At 65.3% G+C, this 17,619-nt stretch carries 17 protein-coding genes; 14 read left to right on the plus strand and 3 right to left on the minus strand.

The features are described 5' to 3' along the window. Position 1: 1 nt before the first annotated feature. Complete coding sequence (locus tag OOZ63_RS05575; RefSeq protein WP_266004429.1) at positions 2 to 2,779, minus strand: zinc-dependent metalloprotease; 2,778 nt, start codon at positions 2,777 to 2,779, stop codon at positions 2 to 4. 242 nt (positions 2,780 to 3,021) lie between these two features. On the opposite strand from OOZ63_RS05575, the gene OOZ63_RS05580 reads away from it, so the two are divergent. The 14 genes from OOZ63_RS05580 (at position 3,022) to OOZ63_RS05645 (ending at position 15,382) form a co-directional block, all read left to right on the plus strand. After that, entirely contained in the window at positions 3,022 to 3,618 is a 597-nt protein-coding gene (locus OOZ63_RS05580; protein WP_266004430.1) for a YqiA/YcfP family alpha/beta fold hydrolase, read from the plus strand. Beyond that, a complete protein-coding gene (fabG, locus tag OOZ63_RS05585; protein ID WP_266004431.1) occupies positions 3,615 to 4,355 on the plus strand; it encodes a 3-oxoacyl-ACP reductase FabG in 741 nt (246 codons plus the stop codon). The genes OOZ63_RS05580 and fabG overlap by 4 nt, the downstream gene beginning before the upstream one ends. Before the next feature lie 79 nt (positions 4,356 to 4,434). Beyond that, positions 4,435 to 5,196, plus strand: a complete 762-nt coding sequence (locus OOZ63_RS05590; RefSeq protein ID WP_266004432.1) for a DNA/RNA non-specific endonuclease — start codon at positions 4,435 to 4,437, stop codon at positions 5,194 to 5,196. A gap of 64 nt (positions 5,197 to 5,260) precedes the next feature. Further along, positions 5,261 to 7,297 carry a ribonuclease catalytic domain-containing protein gene (locus OOZ63_RS05595; RefSeq protein ID WP_266004433.1) on the plus strand — a complete coding sequence of 679 codons (2,037 nt, stop codon included), beginning with the start codon at positions 5,261 to 5,263 and terminating at the stop codon, positions 7,295 to 7,297. Positions 7,298 to 7,299: 2 nt separating this feature from the next. Then, positions 7,300 to 8,154 (plus strand): TonB family protein, encoded by an 855-nt coding sequence (locus OOZ63_RS05600; protein ID WP_266004434.1) that lies wholly within the window; start codon positions 7,300 to 7,302, stop codon positions 8,152 to 8,154. Next, the gene (aroE, locus tag OOZ63_RS05605) at positions 8,151 to 9,017 is read left to right on the plus strand and encodes a shikimate dehydrogenase (protein ID WP_266004436.1); all 867 of its coding nucleotides are present in this window, start codon (positions 8,151 to 8,153) and stop codon (positions 9,015 to 9,017) included. The genes OOZ63_RS05600 and aroE overlap by 4 nt, the downstream gene beginning before the upstream one ends. Further along, positions 9,017 to 9,748 carry a monofunctional biosynthetic peptidoglycan transglycosylase gene (gene mtgA / locus OOZ63_RS05610; protein WP_416234700.1) on the plus strand — a complete coding sequence of 244 codons (732 nt, stop codon included), beginning with the start codon at positions 9,017 to 9,019 and terminating at the stop codon, positions 9,746 to 9,748. Before aroE ends, mtgA begins: the two co-directional genes overlap by 1 nt. A gap of 10 nt (positions 9,749 to 9,758) precedes the next feature. Further along, positions 9,759 to 10,361, plus strand: a complete 603-nt coding sequence (locus OOZ63_RS05615; protein ID WP_266004438.1) for a hypothetical protein — start codon at positions 9,759 to 9,761, stop codon at positions 10,359 to 10,361. After that, positions 10,358 to 10,882: a TlpA family protein disulfide reductase gene (locus tag OOZ63_RS05620; protein ID WP_266004439.1), complete on the plus strand. Its 525-nt coding sequence runs from the start codon at positions 10,358 to 10,360 to the stop codon at positions 10,880 to 10,882. The genes OOZ63_RS05615 and OOZ63_RS05620 overlap by 4 nt, the downstream gene beginning before the upstream one ends. Before the next feature lie 135 nt (positions 10,883 to 11,017). Then, positions 11,018 to 11,473 (plus strand): type II 3-dehydroquinate dehydratase, encoded by a 456-nt coding sequence (gene aroQ / locus OOZ63_RS05625; protein ID WP_266004440.1) that lies wholly within the window; start codon positions 11,018 to 11,020, stop codon positions 11,471 to 11,473. A 78-nt stretch (positions 11,474 to 11,551) separates the two neighbouring features. Beyond that, positions 11,552 to 12,010, plus strand: a complete 459-nt coding sequence (accB, locus tag OOZ63_RS05630) for an acetyl-CoA carboxylase biotin carboxyl carrier protein (RefSeq protein WP_266004441.1) — start codon at positions 11,552 to 11,554, stop codon at positions 12,008 to 12,010. Between the two features lie 9 nt (positions 12,011 to 12,019). Continuing rightward, on the plus strand, positions 12,020 to 13,369 hold the full coding sequence (accC, locus tag OOZ63_RS05635) for an acetyl-CoA carboxylase biotin carboxylase subunit (RefSeq protein WP_137941577.1): 1,350 nt from the start codon (positions 12,020 to 12,022) through the stop codon (positions 13,367 to 13,369). Continuing rightward, positions 13,366 to 14,274 (plus strand): 50S ribosomal protein L11 methyltransferase, encoded by a 909-nt coding sequence (gene prmA, locus OOZ63_RS05640; protein ID WP_266004442.1) that lies wholly within the window; start codon positions 13,366 to 13,368, stop codon positions 14,272 to 14,274. The genes accC and prmA overlap by 4 nt, the downstream gene beginning before the upstream one ends. A gap of 28 nt (positions 14,275 to 14,302) precedes the next feature. Next, positions 14,303 to 15,382, plus strand: a complete 1,080-nt coding sequence (locus OOZ63_RS05645) for a zinc-ribbon and DUF3426 domain-containing protein (protein WP_266004443.1) — start codon at positions 14,303 to 14,305, stop codon at positions 15,380 to 15,382. Between the two features lie 76 nt (positions 15,383 to 15,458). On the opposite strand, the gene OOZ63_RS05650 is transcribed toward OOZ63_RS05645, so the two are convergent. Next, entirely contained in the window at positions 15,459 to 16,097 is a 639-nt protein-coding gene (locus OOZ63_RS05650) for a histone (RefSeq protein ID WP_266004444.1), read from the minus strand. Between the two features lie 303 nt (positions 16,098 to 16,400). After that, entirely contained in the window at positions 16,401 to 17,594 is a 1,194-nt protein-coding gene (locus OOZ63_RS05655) for a ribonucleotide-diphosphate reductase subunit beta (protein ID WP_266004446.1), read from the minus strand. Between the last annotated feature and the right edge of the window lie 25 nt (positions 17,595 to 17,619).

The following is a 17,619-nucleotide window of genomic DNA, read 5'->3' on the forward strand; positions in this document are numbered from 1 at the left end:
CTCAGCTGCGCGTCATCGTCGCGCGCAAGGCCTCAGTCAAGCTGCCCAAGCTCTCGGCCAGGTGGGCACGACTCTCGACCGACAACGCACCATTGCCCGAGGCCTGACGCAGCTCGGCCTGCAGCCGGGTCGCGTTGTAGCGCAGCAAGCTCAGCGCATCGGGCGGCAGGCTCGCCGAGCCCCGAGTCAGCAGTGTCTGCAGGCGCTTCAGATGCTCACGCTGCAGATTGCGGCGCAGCCGGTCGATCTCGGCCCCGCTCTTGAGCTCGCTCCAGACCGAGCCCTGCACCGTCGCATAGACCTCATTGAGCGAGATCATGTTCTTGCGCTGGGCCGGCGCCAGATAAGCCGGGGTGTCGAGCAGCCGGGTCGCGGTGTTGGCGCTGAGCAGGCGATCCAGCGCCACGAGCTGCACGCGAGCGACTGCGGCCGAGAGATTCACCGGCACGCCGCGCTCCCACTCGTTGTAGTCCAGGGTCAGATTGGCCAGAAGCTCAGGACGGAAGCGGAAGCTGCTTTCGCTGAACAGCCCCGTCGACAAGAACTGCAGGGCTTCACGCTGCTTGGCCGGCTCGACCGGCTGGAAGGCCGGGCGGCCGGTGCTGCCGGGCAGATCGCGCAGCGCATGCATGCCGCCGACATACTTACCCACCAGCTCGGCCGCACGGTAGAGCTGGTTGAAGCCGGCCAGCAGCGCGCGGCGCTGGCGCAGCGGGTCGTCGCCGGCCTCGGGCTTACGGTCTTGCACGCGGGTCCACAGCTCCTGCGAGAGCTGCAGGCGCTTCTTGTAGTAGGCCAGCGGGTCGTCGCCGAGATCGAAGCGATTGGCCATCGGGTCCAGGCCGTCATACGGGCCGAAGCCACCGGCATCGGCATCGTCGGCATACGCCAGGGCGGGCTCGGTGCTGCGAGCGGCGATGCGTGCCAGCTCGGCTTTCTCCTGCTCCGGCGCGATCGGCTTGTAGGCGTACTCGATGGCCCAGTAGTCGTAAGCGCCCAGCGTGCTGTTGTTGAACGCGGCCTGGGTCTCGCCCTTGAGCGCGAGGTTGTAGGCGTTGTAATCCATCACCGAGCCAGAGATGCCCTTGGCCTCAGTCAAGGCCTTGTCCTTGAGCTGCTCGCGGGTGATGGTCGTCGATGCCTTGAAGTTGTGCTTCAGGCCCAGTGTGTGACCCACCTCATGCATGATGGTGTCCTTGATCACCGCCTGCACAAAGGCCTCGGCCTCGGGGCTGTCGGGCGCGATATCTCCGCGCGCTTCGAGTAGGTCCAGCGCGAAGTTCATCTCGGCGGCGGCCTCCTGCGCGTAGTGGCACTGGGCCGGCGCCTCGCCCACCTGCAGCCCCTGCCAGTTCTGGCTTAGCTGGGCCAAACGCTGCTCGCTCGACAGGCCGACGTCTTCGACAATCATGCGGCGCGAGCCGCGCGCGAACACATCGCTCATGCCGATGTCGGCATCCAGAATCTCGCCGCTGCGCGGGTCGGTGTGGCTGGGGCCAATCGCGAAACCGACATCCGCGCCGACAAACCAGCGGATTGACGCATGGCCGGCGTCCATATTGTCCCAGTTGGCATCGTCGGGCTGCTGCTTGGCAACCACGGCATTCTTAAAGCCAATCTTCTCGAAGGCCTTGTTCCATTCAACAATGCCGGCCTCGACCGCCGGCCGGTACCTGACCGGGATGTTCTTGTCCATCCAGAACGTGATGGGTTTGACCGGCTCTGACAGCGCGGCAGTCGGGTCCTGCTTTTCCAGGCGCCAGCGCTGCACATAGTGCAGGCGCGGGTTGGCCTTCAGATCGCCGCCCAGGTCGGTGAAGGATTCCATGAAGTGGCCCAGACGCGGGTCGGCATGGCGCACCGCCATGGGCGTTTCGGGCAGGGCAGCGAAGCTGTAGACATAGTCGACGAAGAAGCTGCGCGGGTCCGGCGTGGACTGCGGCGGCGTCGGCGGCGGCACTGGGCTGGGCGCGGGCACCAGCGGCGGTGCGGGGATGCGCGGCGTCGCGAAGTGGATGCGGGCGGTCAGCGTCGACAGCGCCGCCTCGGCACGGCTGCTTTCGATCGAGGAGTTCGCGCGGTCGATCGCATAGGGCAGGCGGTAGGCCATCTCCAGCCGGGTCGAGTAGCCCGGAATGTCGCTGAGCAGGAAGCCGGCATCGACCAGCACCGATTTGCGCTCAGGATGCTCGGCGCTGGCCACCGCGCCGGAGCCCAAGAGGCTGGGCGAGAAGGCTTGCTCAATGGCGCGCTTGGAGCCCTGCTCGGCCACCGCACGGAACTTGGTGTTCAGTGCGATCAACTGCACTTGCTTGCCGACCAGGCGGAACTCGGCCATCCAGTCCGAGCCCATCTGGCTGGCATAGAGGCCGCGCTCGCCGACCGAGTTGGCGATATTGACGGTGAACAACACCGGCTTGTTGAGCATCGCCTTCGGGATCTCGATCCAGACCTTGTCGTCCTTGCGCCAGATCGGGAACAAGCCGTCCTGCTGGGTGGCGCCTTTGCTGACCTCGGCGAAGGGCTTGGGCGCGCTCGGGTCTACCGGCGGCTTGGCAGCGGCTGCAGTCCCGGCCGGCGCGCTGGCGGCGGCGCCGGGGAAGTTCGGTGTGGCGGCCGGGGCCGCGGTCGTCGCAGCAGGCGCTGGGGCAGCCGTCTTCGGAGTCTCAAGGCTGGCGCAACCGCTCAGCAAGACGATGGCGGCAGCCACCGCCGACAGGCCCAGGCCCTCGCGCCTGGTGGGCGCGGGCTTATTCACAGACTTCTTCGCAACACTCATTCGGCACTCACTGGCGGCCGGCCGGGGCCGGTGGGCCCCCACGGCCAGCGGGGTTGATAGGCAGAGAAATAGGAAAGTCGGCAACTGTCTCTTGACGCCCGTCCGCAGTCAATGCGGCAGAACGCCAGCCGGCCTTCGGAAACCGTGCTTCATCGCATGGATTCGGGCGAGAATCGCACAAATGGACCGCAAAGACGCGCAGCGGACAGTTGCGGCGACGCAAATCGCTAGACTTCGCCGCCATGTTGCCCGAAGCCAAGATCACCACTCACCTGCTCTATCTGCATGGCTTTCGCTCCTCGCCACGCTCGGCCAAGGCCCAGCGTATGGCGTCCTGGGTGGCCGAGCACCGACCCGATCTGGTCTTCGCCTGCCCGCAGCTGCCGCCCTCTCCATCCGAGGCACTGGCTCTGGCAGAGGCACTGGTGGCCGGCTGGCCTCGCGAATCCATGGCTTTGATGGGCAGCTCGCTGGGCGGCTTCTATGCCACGGTGCTGGCCCAGCGCCTGGGATGCCCGGCCGTGCTGCTGAATCCGGCGGTCGATCCGGCGCGAGATCTGGCGAGCTACCTGGGAGAACAGGTCTGCTGGCAGGACCCGAGCCAGCTGTTTTACTTCAAGCCCGAATTCGTCGACGAGTTGCGCGCCCTCGCGCCCGGTGAGCTGAACCATCCGTCGCGCTATCTGGCAGTGATCGCCAAGGGCGATGAGCTGCTGGACTGGCGCGAGATGCATCAGCGCTACGCCGGCTGCCGCATCAAGCTGCTGGAAGGCAGTGACCACGGCCTGTCCGATTTCGACGACTACCTCCACGAACTGAGCGACTTCCTCCATCTATGAGACTTCAGAACAAGATTGCCATCATCACCGGCGCCGCCCAGGGCATCGGCCTGGCCACCGCGCTGAAATTCGCCCGCGAAGGCGCCACCGTCATCGTCTGCGATCTCAAGCCCGAGGGCGTGGCGGCGGCGGTCCAGGCCTGCGAGGCCGGCGGCGGCACGGCCCAGGGCCACATCGTCGACGTGACCGACCGCGTATCGGTGGACCTGATGGTGGCGTCGGTGCTTGAGTCCTTCGGCCGCATTGATGTACTGGTCAACAACGCCGGCATCACCAAGGACGCGCGGCTGCAGAAGATGACGCTGGCCCAGTTCGACGCGGTGATCGATGTCAATCTGCGCGGGGTGTTCCACTGCGCCCAGGCGGTCGCCGACATCATGTGTGCACAGGGCTCGGGCGTGATCCTGAACGCCAGCTCGGTCGTGGGTATCTATGGCAACTTCGGCCAGACCAACTACGCCGCGGCCAAGTTCGGCGTGATCGGCTTCACCAAGACCTGGGCCCGCGAGTTGGGACCCAAGGGCGTGCGGGTCAACGCGGTCGCGCCGGGCTTCATCGAAACGCCCATCCTGTCGACCATTCCCGACAAGGTCATCGAGCAGATGCAAGCCCATGTGCCGCTCAAACGTCTGGGCAAGCCCGAGGAAATCGCCAACGTCTACGCCTTCCTGGCCAGTGACGAGGCCAGCTATGTCAATGGCGCGGTGCTGGAGGTTTCAGGCGGGATGACGGTGTAAATTCGGCCTGCGTTCTGCCCTCCCCTCAACGCCGTCGGCCTTCGACGGCTTTTTCTCCACCGTCCCCCTTCCTTGCGTGATGTTCTTGCTTCGTCGGCCCAGCAGCCTGTGCTGGGTCCTGCTGGCGTGCGCCGCCCAGGCCAGCGCCTACCCTACCGCCGAGCTCGCCAAGCTCCCGACTTCCTTTAGCAGTTGCCGGGCTTTCTTCGCCGGGCAGCAAGCGCCAGCGGTGCCGCGGGCCCCGCGCCAGCGTGAGCTTTGCTTCAACGGCTTCGCGGTGCTGCACAGCGGCGACAGCAAGACCCCGGTCTTTGTGGCGCAACGGCTCAATAGCAAGGCCCTGGGCGGGGTAAAGCGGCAGAAGTCTGACCGCTTCTTTGCAGATGCTCGGCTGCCGCGCCTGGAACGTGCGGAGCTGGAGGACTACAAACGCTCCGGTTACTCGCGCGGCCATCTGGCCCCGTCCGGCGATATGGCCACCGAGGATGCGATGGCGCAATCCTTCTCTCTGGCCAATATGGTGCCCCAGGCGATACGCCACAACTCGGGCGCCTGGGCCAAGATCGAACAGGACACTCGCAAGTATGTGCAGCGCGCCGCCGGTGATGTCTATGTGATCACCGCGCCGGTATTCGCCAATAGCAGCCCGCGCATCGGCCCCAACGGCGTGCGCGTGCCCAGCCATCTGTTCAAGCTGGTGTATGACAGCCACACCGGGCAGGCCTGGGCCCATTGGCAGGCCAACCGCGACGACGAACAGGCCTCCCGGCCTATCAGCTACCAGGAGCTGGTGCGCCGCACCCGCGTCGAGTGGCTGCCCCGGCAAGCTGCCCGGCCCTGAGGCCCCGGGGTGATCTGCCGGCGCTCGCAGCCGCAGCCGCTGCCGCATCGGTGACAATCCCCCTATGTTTGCTCTGTTCGATGAAGCCGGAAAATTCCTCGCCGGCCGCGTGATGTCCGAAGCCGATAGCTCGATGCAGATCGAGTTGGAGTCCGGCAAGCGCGTCAAAGTGAAGTCAGCCAATGTGCTGCTGAAGTTCGAAAAACCGGTCCCGGCCGAGCTGATCGCCGAGGGCCAGCGGCTGGCGCAGGAGATCGATCTCGATCTGGCCTGGGAGTTTGCGCCCGAGGCCGAGTTCGGCTTTGCAGACCTGGCGCGCGACTATTTCGACGCCAAAGCCGGCATCACCCACCAGGCGGCGGCGCTGTTTCGCCTGTTCGAAGCGCCGCACTACTTCCGCCGTGCCGGCAAGGGCCAGTTCAAGAAAGCGCCTGAGGACATCGTCAAGGCTGCCCTCTTGGGCATCGAGCGCAAGCGCCAGCAGGCGCTGCAGATCGAGGCCTGGGCCGAGGAGCTGGCCGCTGGCCAGTGCCCGGCGCCGATCAAGGAACAGATCTACAAGATCCTGTTCAAACCCGACAAGAACGGCCCCGAATACAAGGCTGTGGTCGAAGCCACGCGGCGCGCCCACAAGGCGCCTCTGGATCTGCTGAAGGATGCCGGCGCGATCTCCAGCCCCTATCAGTTCCACTGGAAGCGCTTCTTGTTCGAGCAATTCCCCAAGGGCGTGGGCTTCCCGGCGCTGCAGGCCCCGCAAATCAAGGACGAGTTGCCGCTGGCCGCGGTGCAAGCCTTCTCGATCGACGACTCGGCCACCACGGAGATCGACGATGCGCTGTCGGTCCAGGGCCTGGGCACGGGCGAGGTGATCTTCGGCGTGCATATCGCCGCGCCGGGCCTTGCCTTCCAGCCGGACTCGGCCGTCGACAAGGTGGCGCGCGAGCGCCTATCCACCGTCTATATGCCGGGCTGGAAGCTGACCATGCTGCCCGACGAGGTGGTGCAGGCCTACACGCTGATCGAAGGACGGGACTGCCCGGCGGTATCCATTTACTTCACGCTCGACGAGGCGACGCTGGCGGTCAAGCGCAGCGAGACCAAGCTCGAACGCGTGCCCATCGTGGCCAATCTGCGCCACGACAAGCTCGACGGCATCATCACCGAGGCCTCGCTGAACGGCGAAGCCCCAGCCGACTACGCTTTCGCGGCCGAACTGGCGCTGTGTATGCGCCTGGCCAAGGTGCTGAAGGCGCAGCGCGAAGTCGTGCGCGGAAAACCGGAGAACTTCAACCGGCCCGACTACAACTTCCGCCTCGACAGCAGTACCGGCCATGAGCCAGACGGCAGCGAGCAGGTCAGCATCACGACCCGGCAGCGCGGCTCGGCGCTGGATCTGATCGTCGCCGAGGCGATGATCCTCGCTAACTCGACCTGGGGCGGCTGGCTGCATGAACTGGGCCTGCCTGGCATCTACCGCAGCCAGGCCAGCATGGCTCCGGGAGTCAAGGTGCGCATGGGCACGCGGGCTCAACCCCATGCCGGTATGGGCGTGGCGCAATACACCTGGGCCACCTCGCCGCTGCGCCGCTATGTGGATCTGGTCAACCAATGGCAGATCATTGCCTGCGCCCGCCACGGCCGCACGGCCGCGCTGGTGGCCCCGTTCAAGCCCAAGGACGCGCAGCTGTTTTCCATCATCTCGGGCTTTGACGCCGCCTACAGCGCCTACAACGGCTTCCAGAGCGGCATCGAGCGCTTCTGGACCCTGCGCTATCTGCAGCAGCAAGGCATCACCGAGCTGAACGCGGCGGTAATGAAGGACGGTTTGGTGCGCGCCGACGATCTGCCCCTGGTCTTCAAGACCCTGGGCTGCGAGGCCCTGCCGCGTGGCGCCCATGTGCGGGTGCGCATCACCGGCCTGGACGAGATGACTCTGGACGTGCATGCCAATTTACTGGCTCGACTCGATGATGTGGCCGAGACGGCCGAGCAGCCCGAAGCCGAAGATGAGGACGAAGAACCGGCCGGCGCGCTGACCCTGGCCATCGATCTGACGCCGACCGAAGGCGAGGCCGCCGCCATCGAGGCCAGCAGCCCCTGACGATGGCGCTGCGGCTCTCCAATCTGCAGATTGCGCTGCTGCTGTCCGTAGGCCTGCATGGCGGCCTGCTGACCCTGCGCATCGCCGATCCGGAGGGCTTTGATCGCATCTTCCGCGACACGCCGCTGGAGGTAGTGTTGGTCAACAGCCGCGGCAACGAGGCCCCCGTCAAGGCCCAGGCGCTGGCCCAGGCCAATCTGGCCGGCGGCGGCGAGGCCGACTTCGGCCGCGCCACCTCGCCGCTGCCGCCTTCTCGCCAGCCCGAGAGCGGCGACAGTGCCGAGCTGCAGCGCGCCCAGATTGCACAGCTGCAGGAGCAGCAGCAACAGCTGCTGGCCCAGTTGCGACGCGCGCTGGCCCTACTGCCGCCGCCTGACCCGCAGCGCGACCAAAGCAAGCCCGAGGCGATCGAGCAGGCAGAGAAACGCCGCCGCCTGATCCAGCTGCTGGCAGAGATCGAGAAACGGGTCAATGACGAGAATGCCCGGCCCAAGAAGCGCTACATCAGCCCGGCCACCCGCGAGGTCGTCTATGCCCAGTATTACGACCAACTGCGCCGGCGCATCGAGGCGCGCGGCACGCGCGACTTCCCCGAGCATCGAGGCAAGAAGCTCTATGGCGAGCTGACGCTGAACATCCATGTGGACTTGCGCGGCCGCGTGATCGAGACCGATATCGTTGCGTCCTCCGGCAACGCGGTGTTGGACCGGCGTGCGGTGGCCATCGTGCGCGCCGCTGGTCCCTTCGGCACCTTCAGCGCCGCGATGCGTCAGGGCGCCGAGGTGCTTGTGATCACATCGCGTTTTCGTTTCACCCGCGAGGACGGCCTGGAAACCACCTTGTCTGCCCAACCATGAGTACTGCACCCACCGACCGTTATGCGGTAGCCGGCAATCCGGTCGCCCACAGCCGCTCGCCGGACATTCATGCGATGTTCGCCGCCCAGACCGGCGAGCGCCTGATCTATGAACGCCTGCTGTGCCCCTTGGACGGCTTCGAAGCCAGCCTGCGTGGATTTGCTGCGTCAGGCGGACGCGGCTGCAATGTGACCGTGCCCTTCAAATTCGAGGCCCATGACCTAGCGGCGCGGCGCAGCCCACGTGCGGCGCTAGCCGGCGCGGTCAATGTGCTGCGCTTCGACACCGACGAGCAAGGCGGCTGGTTCGGCGACAACAGCGACGGTCTGGGCCTGGTGCGAGATATCGAGCACAACGCGGCACGGCCGCTGAAGGGGCAGCGCGTGCTGCTGCTGGGCGCTGGTGGCGCCTCGGCCGGCGTGCTGGGCAGCCTGATCGCGGCGCGGCCGGCCGAAATTCATCTGGCCAACCGTTCGACCGACAAGGCTCAGGCGCTGGTCGACAGCCATGCCGCCTGGGCCACTCAGCATGGCGTTCGCCTGGCCGCCAGCGGGCTGGACGGCTGCGGGAACGCGGGCGGCTTCGACCTGCTGATCAACGGCACCAGCGCCAGCTTGGGCGGCGCGGCGGTGCCGGTGTCGGCCGCCGTGCTCAAGCCCGGCGCGCTGGCGATGGATATGATGTATGGGCCAGCCGCCCAGGACTTTCTGGACTGGGCAGCTGCCCATGGTTTCGCGGGCCGCGACGGCCTGGGCATGCTGGTCGAGCAGGCCGGCGAGTCCTTTTTGATCTGGCGCGGGCAGCGCCCAGACACTGCGCCGGTGCTGGCCGCGCTGCGCGCACAGATGGCAGCCGCCCCATGATGGGCAAATTCACCCGGCTGCTAGCCCTGTTGCTGCTGGGCCTGCTGGCCCTGCAGCTTTACTTCGCCGCTCGCATCCTCTTGATGAATGTGCTGGACCCGCAGTCGACCAGTTTCCAGCGCTCGGAGATCTGGCGTCTGGCCAGCGAGAAGGGGCAGGTCTTGTGGAGCCAGCAGTGGGTGGATGAGGCCGATCTGTCCAAGAACCTGCGCCGCGCGGTGATTGCCAGCGAGGACGCCGGCTTTGCCGAGCATGCCGGCGTGGACTGGGACGCGCTGGAAAAAGCCTGGGAGCGCAACCAGAAGGCCGAGGCCCGGGTCGAGCGCGCCGAGCAGCGCGGCCGCTCGGCGCCCAAGCCAAAGATCGTAGGCGGCTCAACGATCACCCAGCAGCTGGCCAAGAATCTGTTCCTCAGCGGCGAACGCGATCTGCTGCGCAAGGGCCAGGAGCTGGTATTAACCCTGATGCTGGAGGGCCTGCTGAGTAAGCAGCGCATCCTGACCATCTATTTGAACAATGTTGAATGGGGCGAGGGCGTGTTCGGCGCCCAGGCCGCCGCGCGCCACTATTTCCGCGTCGATGCAGCCCGGCTGTCCGCCGGCCAGGCTGCCCGGCTGGCGGTGATGCTGCCGGCGCCCAAGCGTTTCGAAAAACGCCCCGCCTCGCCCTATGTGCTTTCGCGAGCTGCGACGATAGCGGCACGCATGGGCGCGGTCGAGCTGCCCGATTGAAGCCCAAACAATGGACGAATTCAGCAGTCTGAGTCAGGAGATCGCCGCCACCGCCGCCCGGCTTGTGGTCGAGGAGGGGCTGGAATATGGGCCGGCCAAGCAGCGCGCGCTGAAAGTTCTGGGCCTGCCCAAACGCACCGCCCTGCCAGGCAATGACGAGCTGGAAGAGCAGGTGCGCGACTATCTGGCCCTATTCTGCGCCGATACGCAACCGGCCGAGCTGGCCGCGCTGCGTGAGCTGGCGGCGCTGTGGATGGAGCGGCTGGCCGAGTTCCGGCCCTATCTGTGCGGCGCGGTCTGGCGGGGCACGGCCACCCGGCTGTCCAATATTCATCTGCAACTGTTCTGCGACGACAGCAAGTCGGCCGAGATCGCTCTGCTGAACTGGCGCGTCGACTACGAAGTCGGCTCGATCACGGGCCCGCGTGGCCAACCCATCGATGTGTTGACGCTTGCAGCCCCCTGCAAAACACTGGGCGAAAGTGTCACGGTGGCGCTGAGCATTCTGGATTTCGATGATGTGCGCGGCGCACTCAAACCCGACGCCAAGGGCCGCAGCGAACGCGGCGATCTAGGCGCTTTGCGCAAACTGCTCAAGGAGGACTCGTCTTGACCTCGATCAACAAGAGGCGGCTGCTGATCGGCGCCGCTGGCCTGAGCGCCGCGGCGCTCGGCGTCGGCTATGGGCTGCGCGGTAATCGCCCCGAACCCGTTTCAGCCGCCGCCAACACTTTTTGGTCATCGAGCTTCGAGCGCCCCGAGGGTGGTCTCCTGCAGGCCAGCAGCCTGCGGGGCAAGCCGCTGCTGCTGAATTTCTGGGCCACCTGGTGCGCGCCTTGTGTCAAGGAAATGCCCGAGCTTGACCAGTTCGCGCGCGAGCATCCGGGCTGGCAATTGGTCGGGCTGGCGGTCGATGCTCCGACGCCTGTGCGCGAGTTCTTGAAGAAGCTGCCGGTAAGTTTCACCATTGGCCTCGCCGGATTGACCGGCACCGAGCTGGCCCGCACACTGGGCAATCTGCAAGGCGGACTGCCCTTCAGCGTAGCTTTCGATGCTTCAGGCGAGCCATTCTGGCGCAAGCTGGGTGCGACCGATCTGGCAGAATTGCGCGAACTGGGGCGCAGTCAGACCTGAGTGGGCAAGCCCAAGCGCGGAGTCAGGTCAAGCGATATATTTTTAGCCAGCTGTCTTGAACAGACTCTAAAAAGCGTAAAGTCCAGCCTTTATCGCTTCTAGTGTCCAAGCTCTAATGCCTGAGGCACGCTGCAGATGCAGATTCTTGTACTTCACGGACCCAATCTCAATCTTCTGGGCAGCCGGGAGCCTGGGGTTTATGGCTCGCGGACTTTGGCCCAGATAGATGCTGATCTCGCAGAGATCGCAACGGAAGCTGGCGTCAAGCTGGAATCCTTCCAAAGCAACCACGAGGGTGCCTTGGTCGACCGCATCCAGGCAGCGGGCCGCGATGGTTGCCGCTTCATCATCATCAACCCGGCGGCCTACACGCACACCAGCGTAGCCATGCGCGATGCGCTGGCGGCCGTGGCGGTGCCTTTCGTTGAAGTACATCTGTCGAACATCCACAAGCGCGAACCTTTCCGGCACCACAGTTTTTTCTCTGCACTCGCCGACGGCGTGATCTGCGGGCTGGGTGCCCAGGGCTATCAACTGGCCCTGCAGTACGTGCTGACGGCATTGAAGAGCAAGTCGGAGGGGGCGGGCTGATCAAGCCCGTCATCGGCGCGCCGCAGCAGCGGCCGCACACTGAAACATAACAATCATCATCTCTGTTGGAGAAGCCTTATGGATCTGCGCAAGCTCAAGACCCTGATCGACCTGGTGTCCGAGTCGAATATTTCTGAACTTGAAATCACCGAGGCCGACGGCAAAGTGCGCATCGTCAAGTCCGACGGTTCGGTCGCCGCGCCGCTGGTGGCAGCCCCCGCCGTGGCCCCCGCTGCTGCCGCGCCCGCCGCCCCAGCGGCCGCTGCAGCCCCGGCCGCCGCGCCGGCGCCGGCGGTCGAGACCGGCCATATCGTCAAGTCACCGATGGTCGGCACTTTCTACCGCGCCTCCAGCCCCAATGCCAAGTCCTTTGCCGAACTCGGCCAGCAGATCAAGGAAGGCGAGCCGATCTGCATCATCGAGGCGATGAAGATCATGAACGAGATCGACGCCGACAAGAGCGGCACGGTCACCAAGATCCTGGTCGAGAACGGCCAACCGGTGGAATTCGGCCAGCCTTTGTTCGTCATCGAATAAGGCCTCGCGATGTTCAAGAAGATTCTTATCGCCAACCGCGGGGAGATTGCCCTGCGCATACAGCGCGCCTGCCGCGAATTAGGTGTCAAGTCGGTGGTGGTCTATTCCGAGGCCGACCGTGATGCCAAGTACGTCAAGTTGGCCGACGAGGCCGTCTGCATAGGCCCGGCGGCCTCGGCCCAGAGCTATCTGAGCATGCCGGCCATCATCGCCACCGCCGAGGTGACCGATGCCGAGGCCATCCATCCCGGCTACGGCTTCCTCAGCGAGAACGCCGACTTTGCCGAGCGCGTCGAGCGCAGCGGCTTCGTTTTCATCGGCCCGACCTCCGACAACATCCGCCTGATGGGCGACAAGGTCTCGGCCAAGCAGGCCATGATCCGCGCCGGCGTGCCCTGCGTGCCTGGCTCCGAGGGCGCCCTGCCCGAAGACCCAAAGGAAATCGTCAAGATCGCTCGCGCTATCGGCTACCCGGTCATCATCAAGGCGGCCGGTGGTGGTGGCGGCCGCGGCATGCGCGTGGTTCACACCGAGGCCGCGCTGGTCAATGCGGTGCAGACCACCCGCACGGAAGCCGGTGCAGCCTTCGGCAATCCGCAGGTCTATATGGAGAAGTTCCTGGAGAACCCACGCCATGTGGAGATCCAAGTGCTAGCCGACGGCCATAAGAATGCCGTCTGGCTGGGCGAGCGCGATTGCTCGATGCAGCGCCGCCACCAGAAGATCATCGAGGAAGCGCCAGCGCCGGGCATCCCGCGCCGTGTGATCGAGAAGATCGGCGACCGCTGCTCGGCCGCCTGCCGCAAGATGGGCTACCGGGGTGCCGGTACCTTCGAGTTCCTCTACGAGAATGGCGAGTTCTATTTCATCGAGATGAACACGCGCGTACAGGTCGAGCATCCGGTCACCGAGATGGTCACCGGCATCGACATCGTGCAGATGCAGATCAAGGTGGCGGCCGGCGAGAAGCTGCCCTTCACCCAGCGCAATATCACGATGCGTGGCCACTCGATCGAGTGCCGCATCAATGCCGAAGATCCAGTCAAGTTCACGCCCTCGCCCGGCCGTATCACGATGTGGCACCCCCCGGGCGGTCCGGGCGTGCGCGTCGACTCGCATGCCTATACCAACTACTACGTGCCGCCGAACTACGACTCGATGATAGGCAAGATCATCGTGCACGGCGACACGCGGGAGCAGGCGCTGGCACGCATGCGCATCGCACTGTCGGAGACCGTGGTCGAAGGCATTCAGACCAATATCCCGCTGCACCGCGAGCTGATGGTCGACGCGAAGTTCATGGAAGGCGGCACCAGCATTCACTATCTTGAAAGCTGGATGAGCGAGCACAAGCGATGAGCACACCCGACCTTCACGAGCTGGTGTTGATCTGCGGCGAGGACGAGGTCGAGACCGTCAGCGATGCGCTGGTCGAGCTCGACGCGCTGGCCGTCTCGGTCGAGGACGCCGACGCCGACACTGATGCCGAGAAGGCCCTGTTCGGTGAGCCCGGCATGCCGGCACCACGCGGCGGCTGGCAGCGCTCGGTCGTCAAGGCCCTATTCCCTGGCGAAGCCGAGGCCACCGAGGCCGCGACCCTGCTGCTAAGCCAGGACTGGGCCGGCGACGTCCATGTGCAGACGATCCAGGCGGTGATCGAGCAGGACTGGGTGCGGCTGACGCAGTCGCAGTTCGCTCCGGTGGAGATCACGCCCGAGTTCTGGATCGTGCCGTCCTGGCATGAGGCCCCTGCGCAGGCCAGCAAGGTGATGCGATTGGACCCGGGACTGGCCTTCGGCACCGGCACCCATCCGACCACCCGCATGTGCCTGCGCTGGATCGCCGCGCATCAAGATCTGGCCCCGACTTGGACGCGGGTGCTGGACTATGGCTGCGGCTCCGGCATCCTCGCGATCGGAGCGGCGCTTTATGGCGCCACCAATGTCGACGCGGTCGACATCGACCCGGCGGCCGTGACAGCCACGGTCTCGAACGCTCGCGACAACAAGGTGGCGGTCAATGCCGCCCTGCCCGACGCGGCCCAGGGTGAGTACCCGCTGGTGCTGGCAAATATCCTGGCCACGCCACTGAAGCTGCTGGCGCCGCTACTGTGTCAACACCTGGCCCCCGGCGCGCACCTGGTGTTGGCCGGCATCTTGGAGCGCCAGGCCGAGGATCTGAAGGCGGCCTATGCGCCATGGCTCAAGCTGGAGGTCAGCGACAGCGAAGAAGGCTGGATTCTGATGAGCGCGCAACGGGTTTGAGCCCTGCGCTCATGGCATGATTCAGCTCATGAGTCTTGCCACCCGTTGTACCGCTTGCGGCACCATCTTTCGGGTGGTGCAGGATCAACTCCGCGTCTCCGAAGGCTGGGTGCGCTGCGGCCGCTGCGCGGAGGTCTTCGATGCCCAGGAGCAGCTGTTCGACATCGACCGCGAACTGCCGCCGCCCTGGCCTGCTGCGGTCGCGCCTGCGTCGGAACCCGAGCCGCAGCCGCTGGCCGAAGTGCAACCCGTCGAAGCGATGGCTGTCAGTGCGCCGCCGCCCGACGCCACCACCTGGGTCGTGCCCCGCGAGTTCGAGGACGAGCCCGCCCCAACCTCACGAGAGGACGAACCAGCACCGCTGCCGCACTTTGCCGTTGGCGGCGCAGAGCCGCGCCGCGAGCCCATCTGGGACGACGCCATCAGCGTCGAGGCAAGCCCCGAGCCGGCCGTGCTGCCCGAATTCGAGGCCGCACCGATTGCCTCCACCGCCGCCCCCGAGGCCAGCTCGGCCCCTGACGTGCTGGTCGATGCCCGCTTGGCGGCGCTGGCCGCGGAGGTGGCCGCCCACGACACACCCGAGCACAAGGCGGTCGAGGCCAGCTTTCTACGCCAGGCCTCGTCCACCGCACGCTGGCAGCAGCCGCGCGTGCGCATCGCGCTAGGCGTGAGCGCCCTGCTGCTGCTAGCAGCCCTGCTGCTGCAGATAGGCCTGCAGTTGCGCAATGCCATCGCGGCCCTCTACCCGCCGAGCACACCGCTGCTGCAATCGCTGTGCGGTGTTGCCGGCTGCGAGCTGCAGCCTTGGCGGCGCATTGACGCACTGGCTGTCGAGAACAGTGGCCTGACACAGGCCGGCTCGGGCAATAGCTACAAACTCGCACTGCAGCTGCGCAACAAGGCCGCCTATGCGCTGGCCATGCCCTGGGTCGATCTGAGTTTGACCGATGCCAGTGGCGCCGTAGTTGCACGACGCATGCTCAAACCTACCGACTTCAATCTGAGCCAGCTCAGCATGAAAGGCGACAGCGAGCAGCAACTGCAGCTCGTATTCAGCACCGGTCGGCACCGCGTCAGCGGCTATAGCGTCGAAATCTTCTATCCCTGAGACCACGGCCGAAGCGGGCGTAAAAAAACCCGGCCGAGGCCGGGTTTGATGCCAAGGGCCGGAAGGCCCTGGCTTCTTAGGGCTTGCTGCCCGTCGGGAAGGGCCAAGCCGCTTGCGGGCTCAGCGCCGTCTTGGCGGCGGGTGCAGCGGCCGGCTTGGCAGCGGCAGCAGGGGCAGGGGCCGTGGCGGCTTTCTTGGCTGCAGGCTTCTTGGCTGCCTTCTTGGCAGGCGGCTTGGCAGCGGCCTTGGGAGCAGCGGCAGTAGCCTTCTTGGCAGGCGGCTTGGCAGCGGCCTTGGGCGCAGCCTTTTTGGCAGGCGGCTTGGCAGCGGCCTTAGGAGCAGCCTTCGGTGCAGCCTTCTTTGCCGGCGGCTTTGCAGCAGCCTTAGGAGCGGCCTTCGGTGCAGCCTTCTTTGCCGGCGGCTTTGCAGCAGCCTTCGGAGCGGCCTTCTTAGCGGGCGCTGCGGCCTTCTTGGCCGGAGCGGCCTTCTTCGCCGGAGCAGCAGCCTTCTTGGCGGGCGCAGCAGCCTTCTTGGCCGGAGCGGCCTTCTTCGCCGGAGCAGCAGCCTTCTTGGCCGGAGCGGCCTTCTTTGCCGGAGCAGCGGCCTTCTTGGCCGGAGCGGCCTTCTTTGCCGGAGCGGCGGCCTTCTTGGCCGGAGCCGCAGCCTTCTTGGCGGGAGCGGCCTTCTTCGCCGTTGCCTTCTTTGCAGTTGCCATTTCAGTTCTCCTTGATCAAGTGGAAAAAGCACTGCCCGCAGCAGACCGGTCCGCCACAGCGCAGTTATTCATCGTCCGGAAGTCGCCCAGGAGGAGCGCCCCGGTACGGTGAATGGGGTTGCGAGCACCAGCCAAAATTTCTAGGGCCATGGTCTTGGGTCTCGCGAATCTCTTGACCTCACAACAATCTGGGAACTGAACAGCATGCGGCACCAGCCTTGCTGCCTCAGCCAAGCCGCTTGCAGGCTGCTTTGGCCTTTGCCAGGCTCAGAACAAGCCACAGAGCTCGTTCTGAGTTCCAACTCAGTCCCAGGACAATGCGCCACCGGATTGGTACTCGATGACGCGGGTTTCAAAGAAGTTGCGTTCCTTCTTCAGATCGATCATTTCGCTCATCCAGGGGAAGGGGTTCTCTTCATTCGGGAAGAGCTCCTCCAGTCCGATCTGGGTGGCACGGCGGTTGGCGATATAGCGCAGATAGCCCTTGAACATCGAGGCGTTCAGGCCAAGCACGCCACGCGGCATCGTGTCCTCGGCATAGCGGTACTCGAGCTCGACGGCATGCAGGAACAGCGCCTTGATCTCGGCCTTGAACTCGGCCGTCCACAGATGCGGGTTCTCGGCCTTGAGCTGGTTGATCAGGTCGATGCCGAAGTTGCAATGCATGGATTCGTCGCGCAGGATGTACTGATACTGCTCGGCGGCGCCGGTCATCTTGTTCTGACGGCCCATCGCCAGAATCTGGGTGAAGCCGACGTAGAAGAACAGCCCCTCCATCAGGCAGGCGAACACGATCAGGCTCTTGAGCAGCGTCTGGTCGTTCTCGGCTGTGCCGGTGTGGAAGTTGGGGTCCATGATCGCCTCGATGAAAGGGATCAGGAACTCGTCCTTGTCGCGGATGGACTTGACCTCGTTGTATGCGTTGAAGATTTCGCTCTCGTCCAGGCCCAGCGACTCAACGATGTACTGGTAGGCGTGGGTGTGGATCGCTTCTTCAAAGGCCTGGCGCAGCAGGAACTGGCGGCACTCGGGGGCCGTGATGTGGCGGTAGGTGCCCAGCACGATGTTGTTGGCAGCCAGCGAATCGGCGGTCACGAAGAAGCCGAGATTGCGCTTGATGATGCGGCGCTCGTCCTCGGTCAGACCGTTCGGGTCCTTCCACAAGGCGATGTCGCGCGACATATTCACCTCCTGCGGCATCCAGTGGTTAGCGCAGGTGGCGAGGTATTTCTCCCAAGCCCATTTGTACTTGAAAGGCACCAACTGATTGACGTCGGTCTGACCATTGATGATGCGCTTGTCCGAAGCCTTGACGCGCGCGCCATTGCCCAGAACCTGAGCCGTTGCGGCGGACGCGGGGACGGCTTGGGTGCTGCTCACGGCGGCCGTTGTGGCGGGCGACGCGGTGGCTGCTGCGCTCGCGACCGGCGCAGTGCGCGGCGCGGCATTCGTGGTGACGCTGTTCGAGGGCTTCAGGTCTTCTTCCCAAACCAACATGGTGGACTTCCTATCGTGTCGAATT

Source organism: Paucibacter sp. PLA-PC-4 (assembly GCF_026241155.1).
Taxonomy (GTDB): domain Bacteria; phylum Pseudomonadota; class Gammaproteobacteria; order Burkholderiales; family Burkholderiaceae_C; genus Roseateles_E.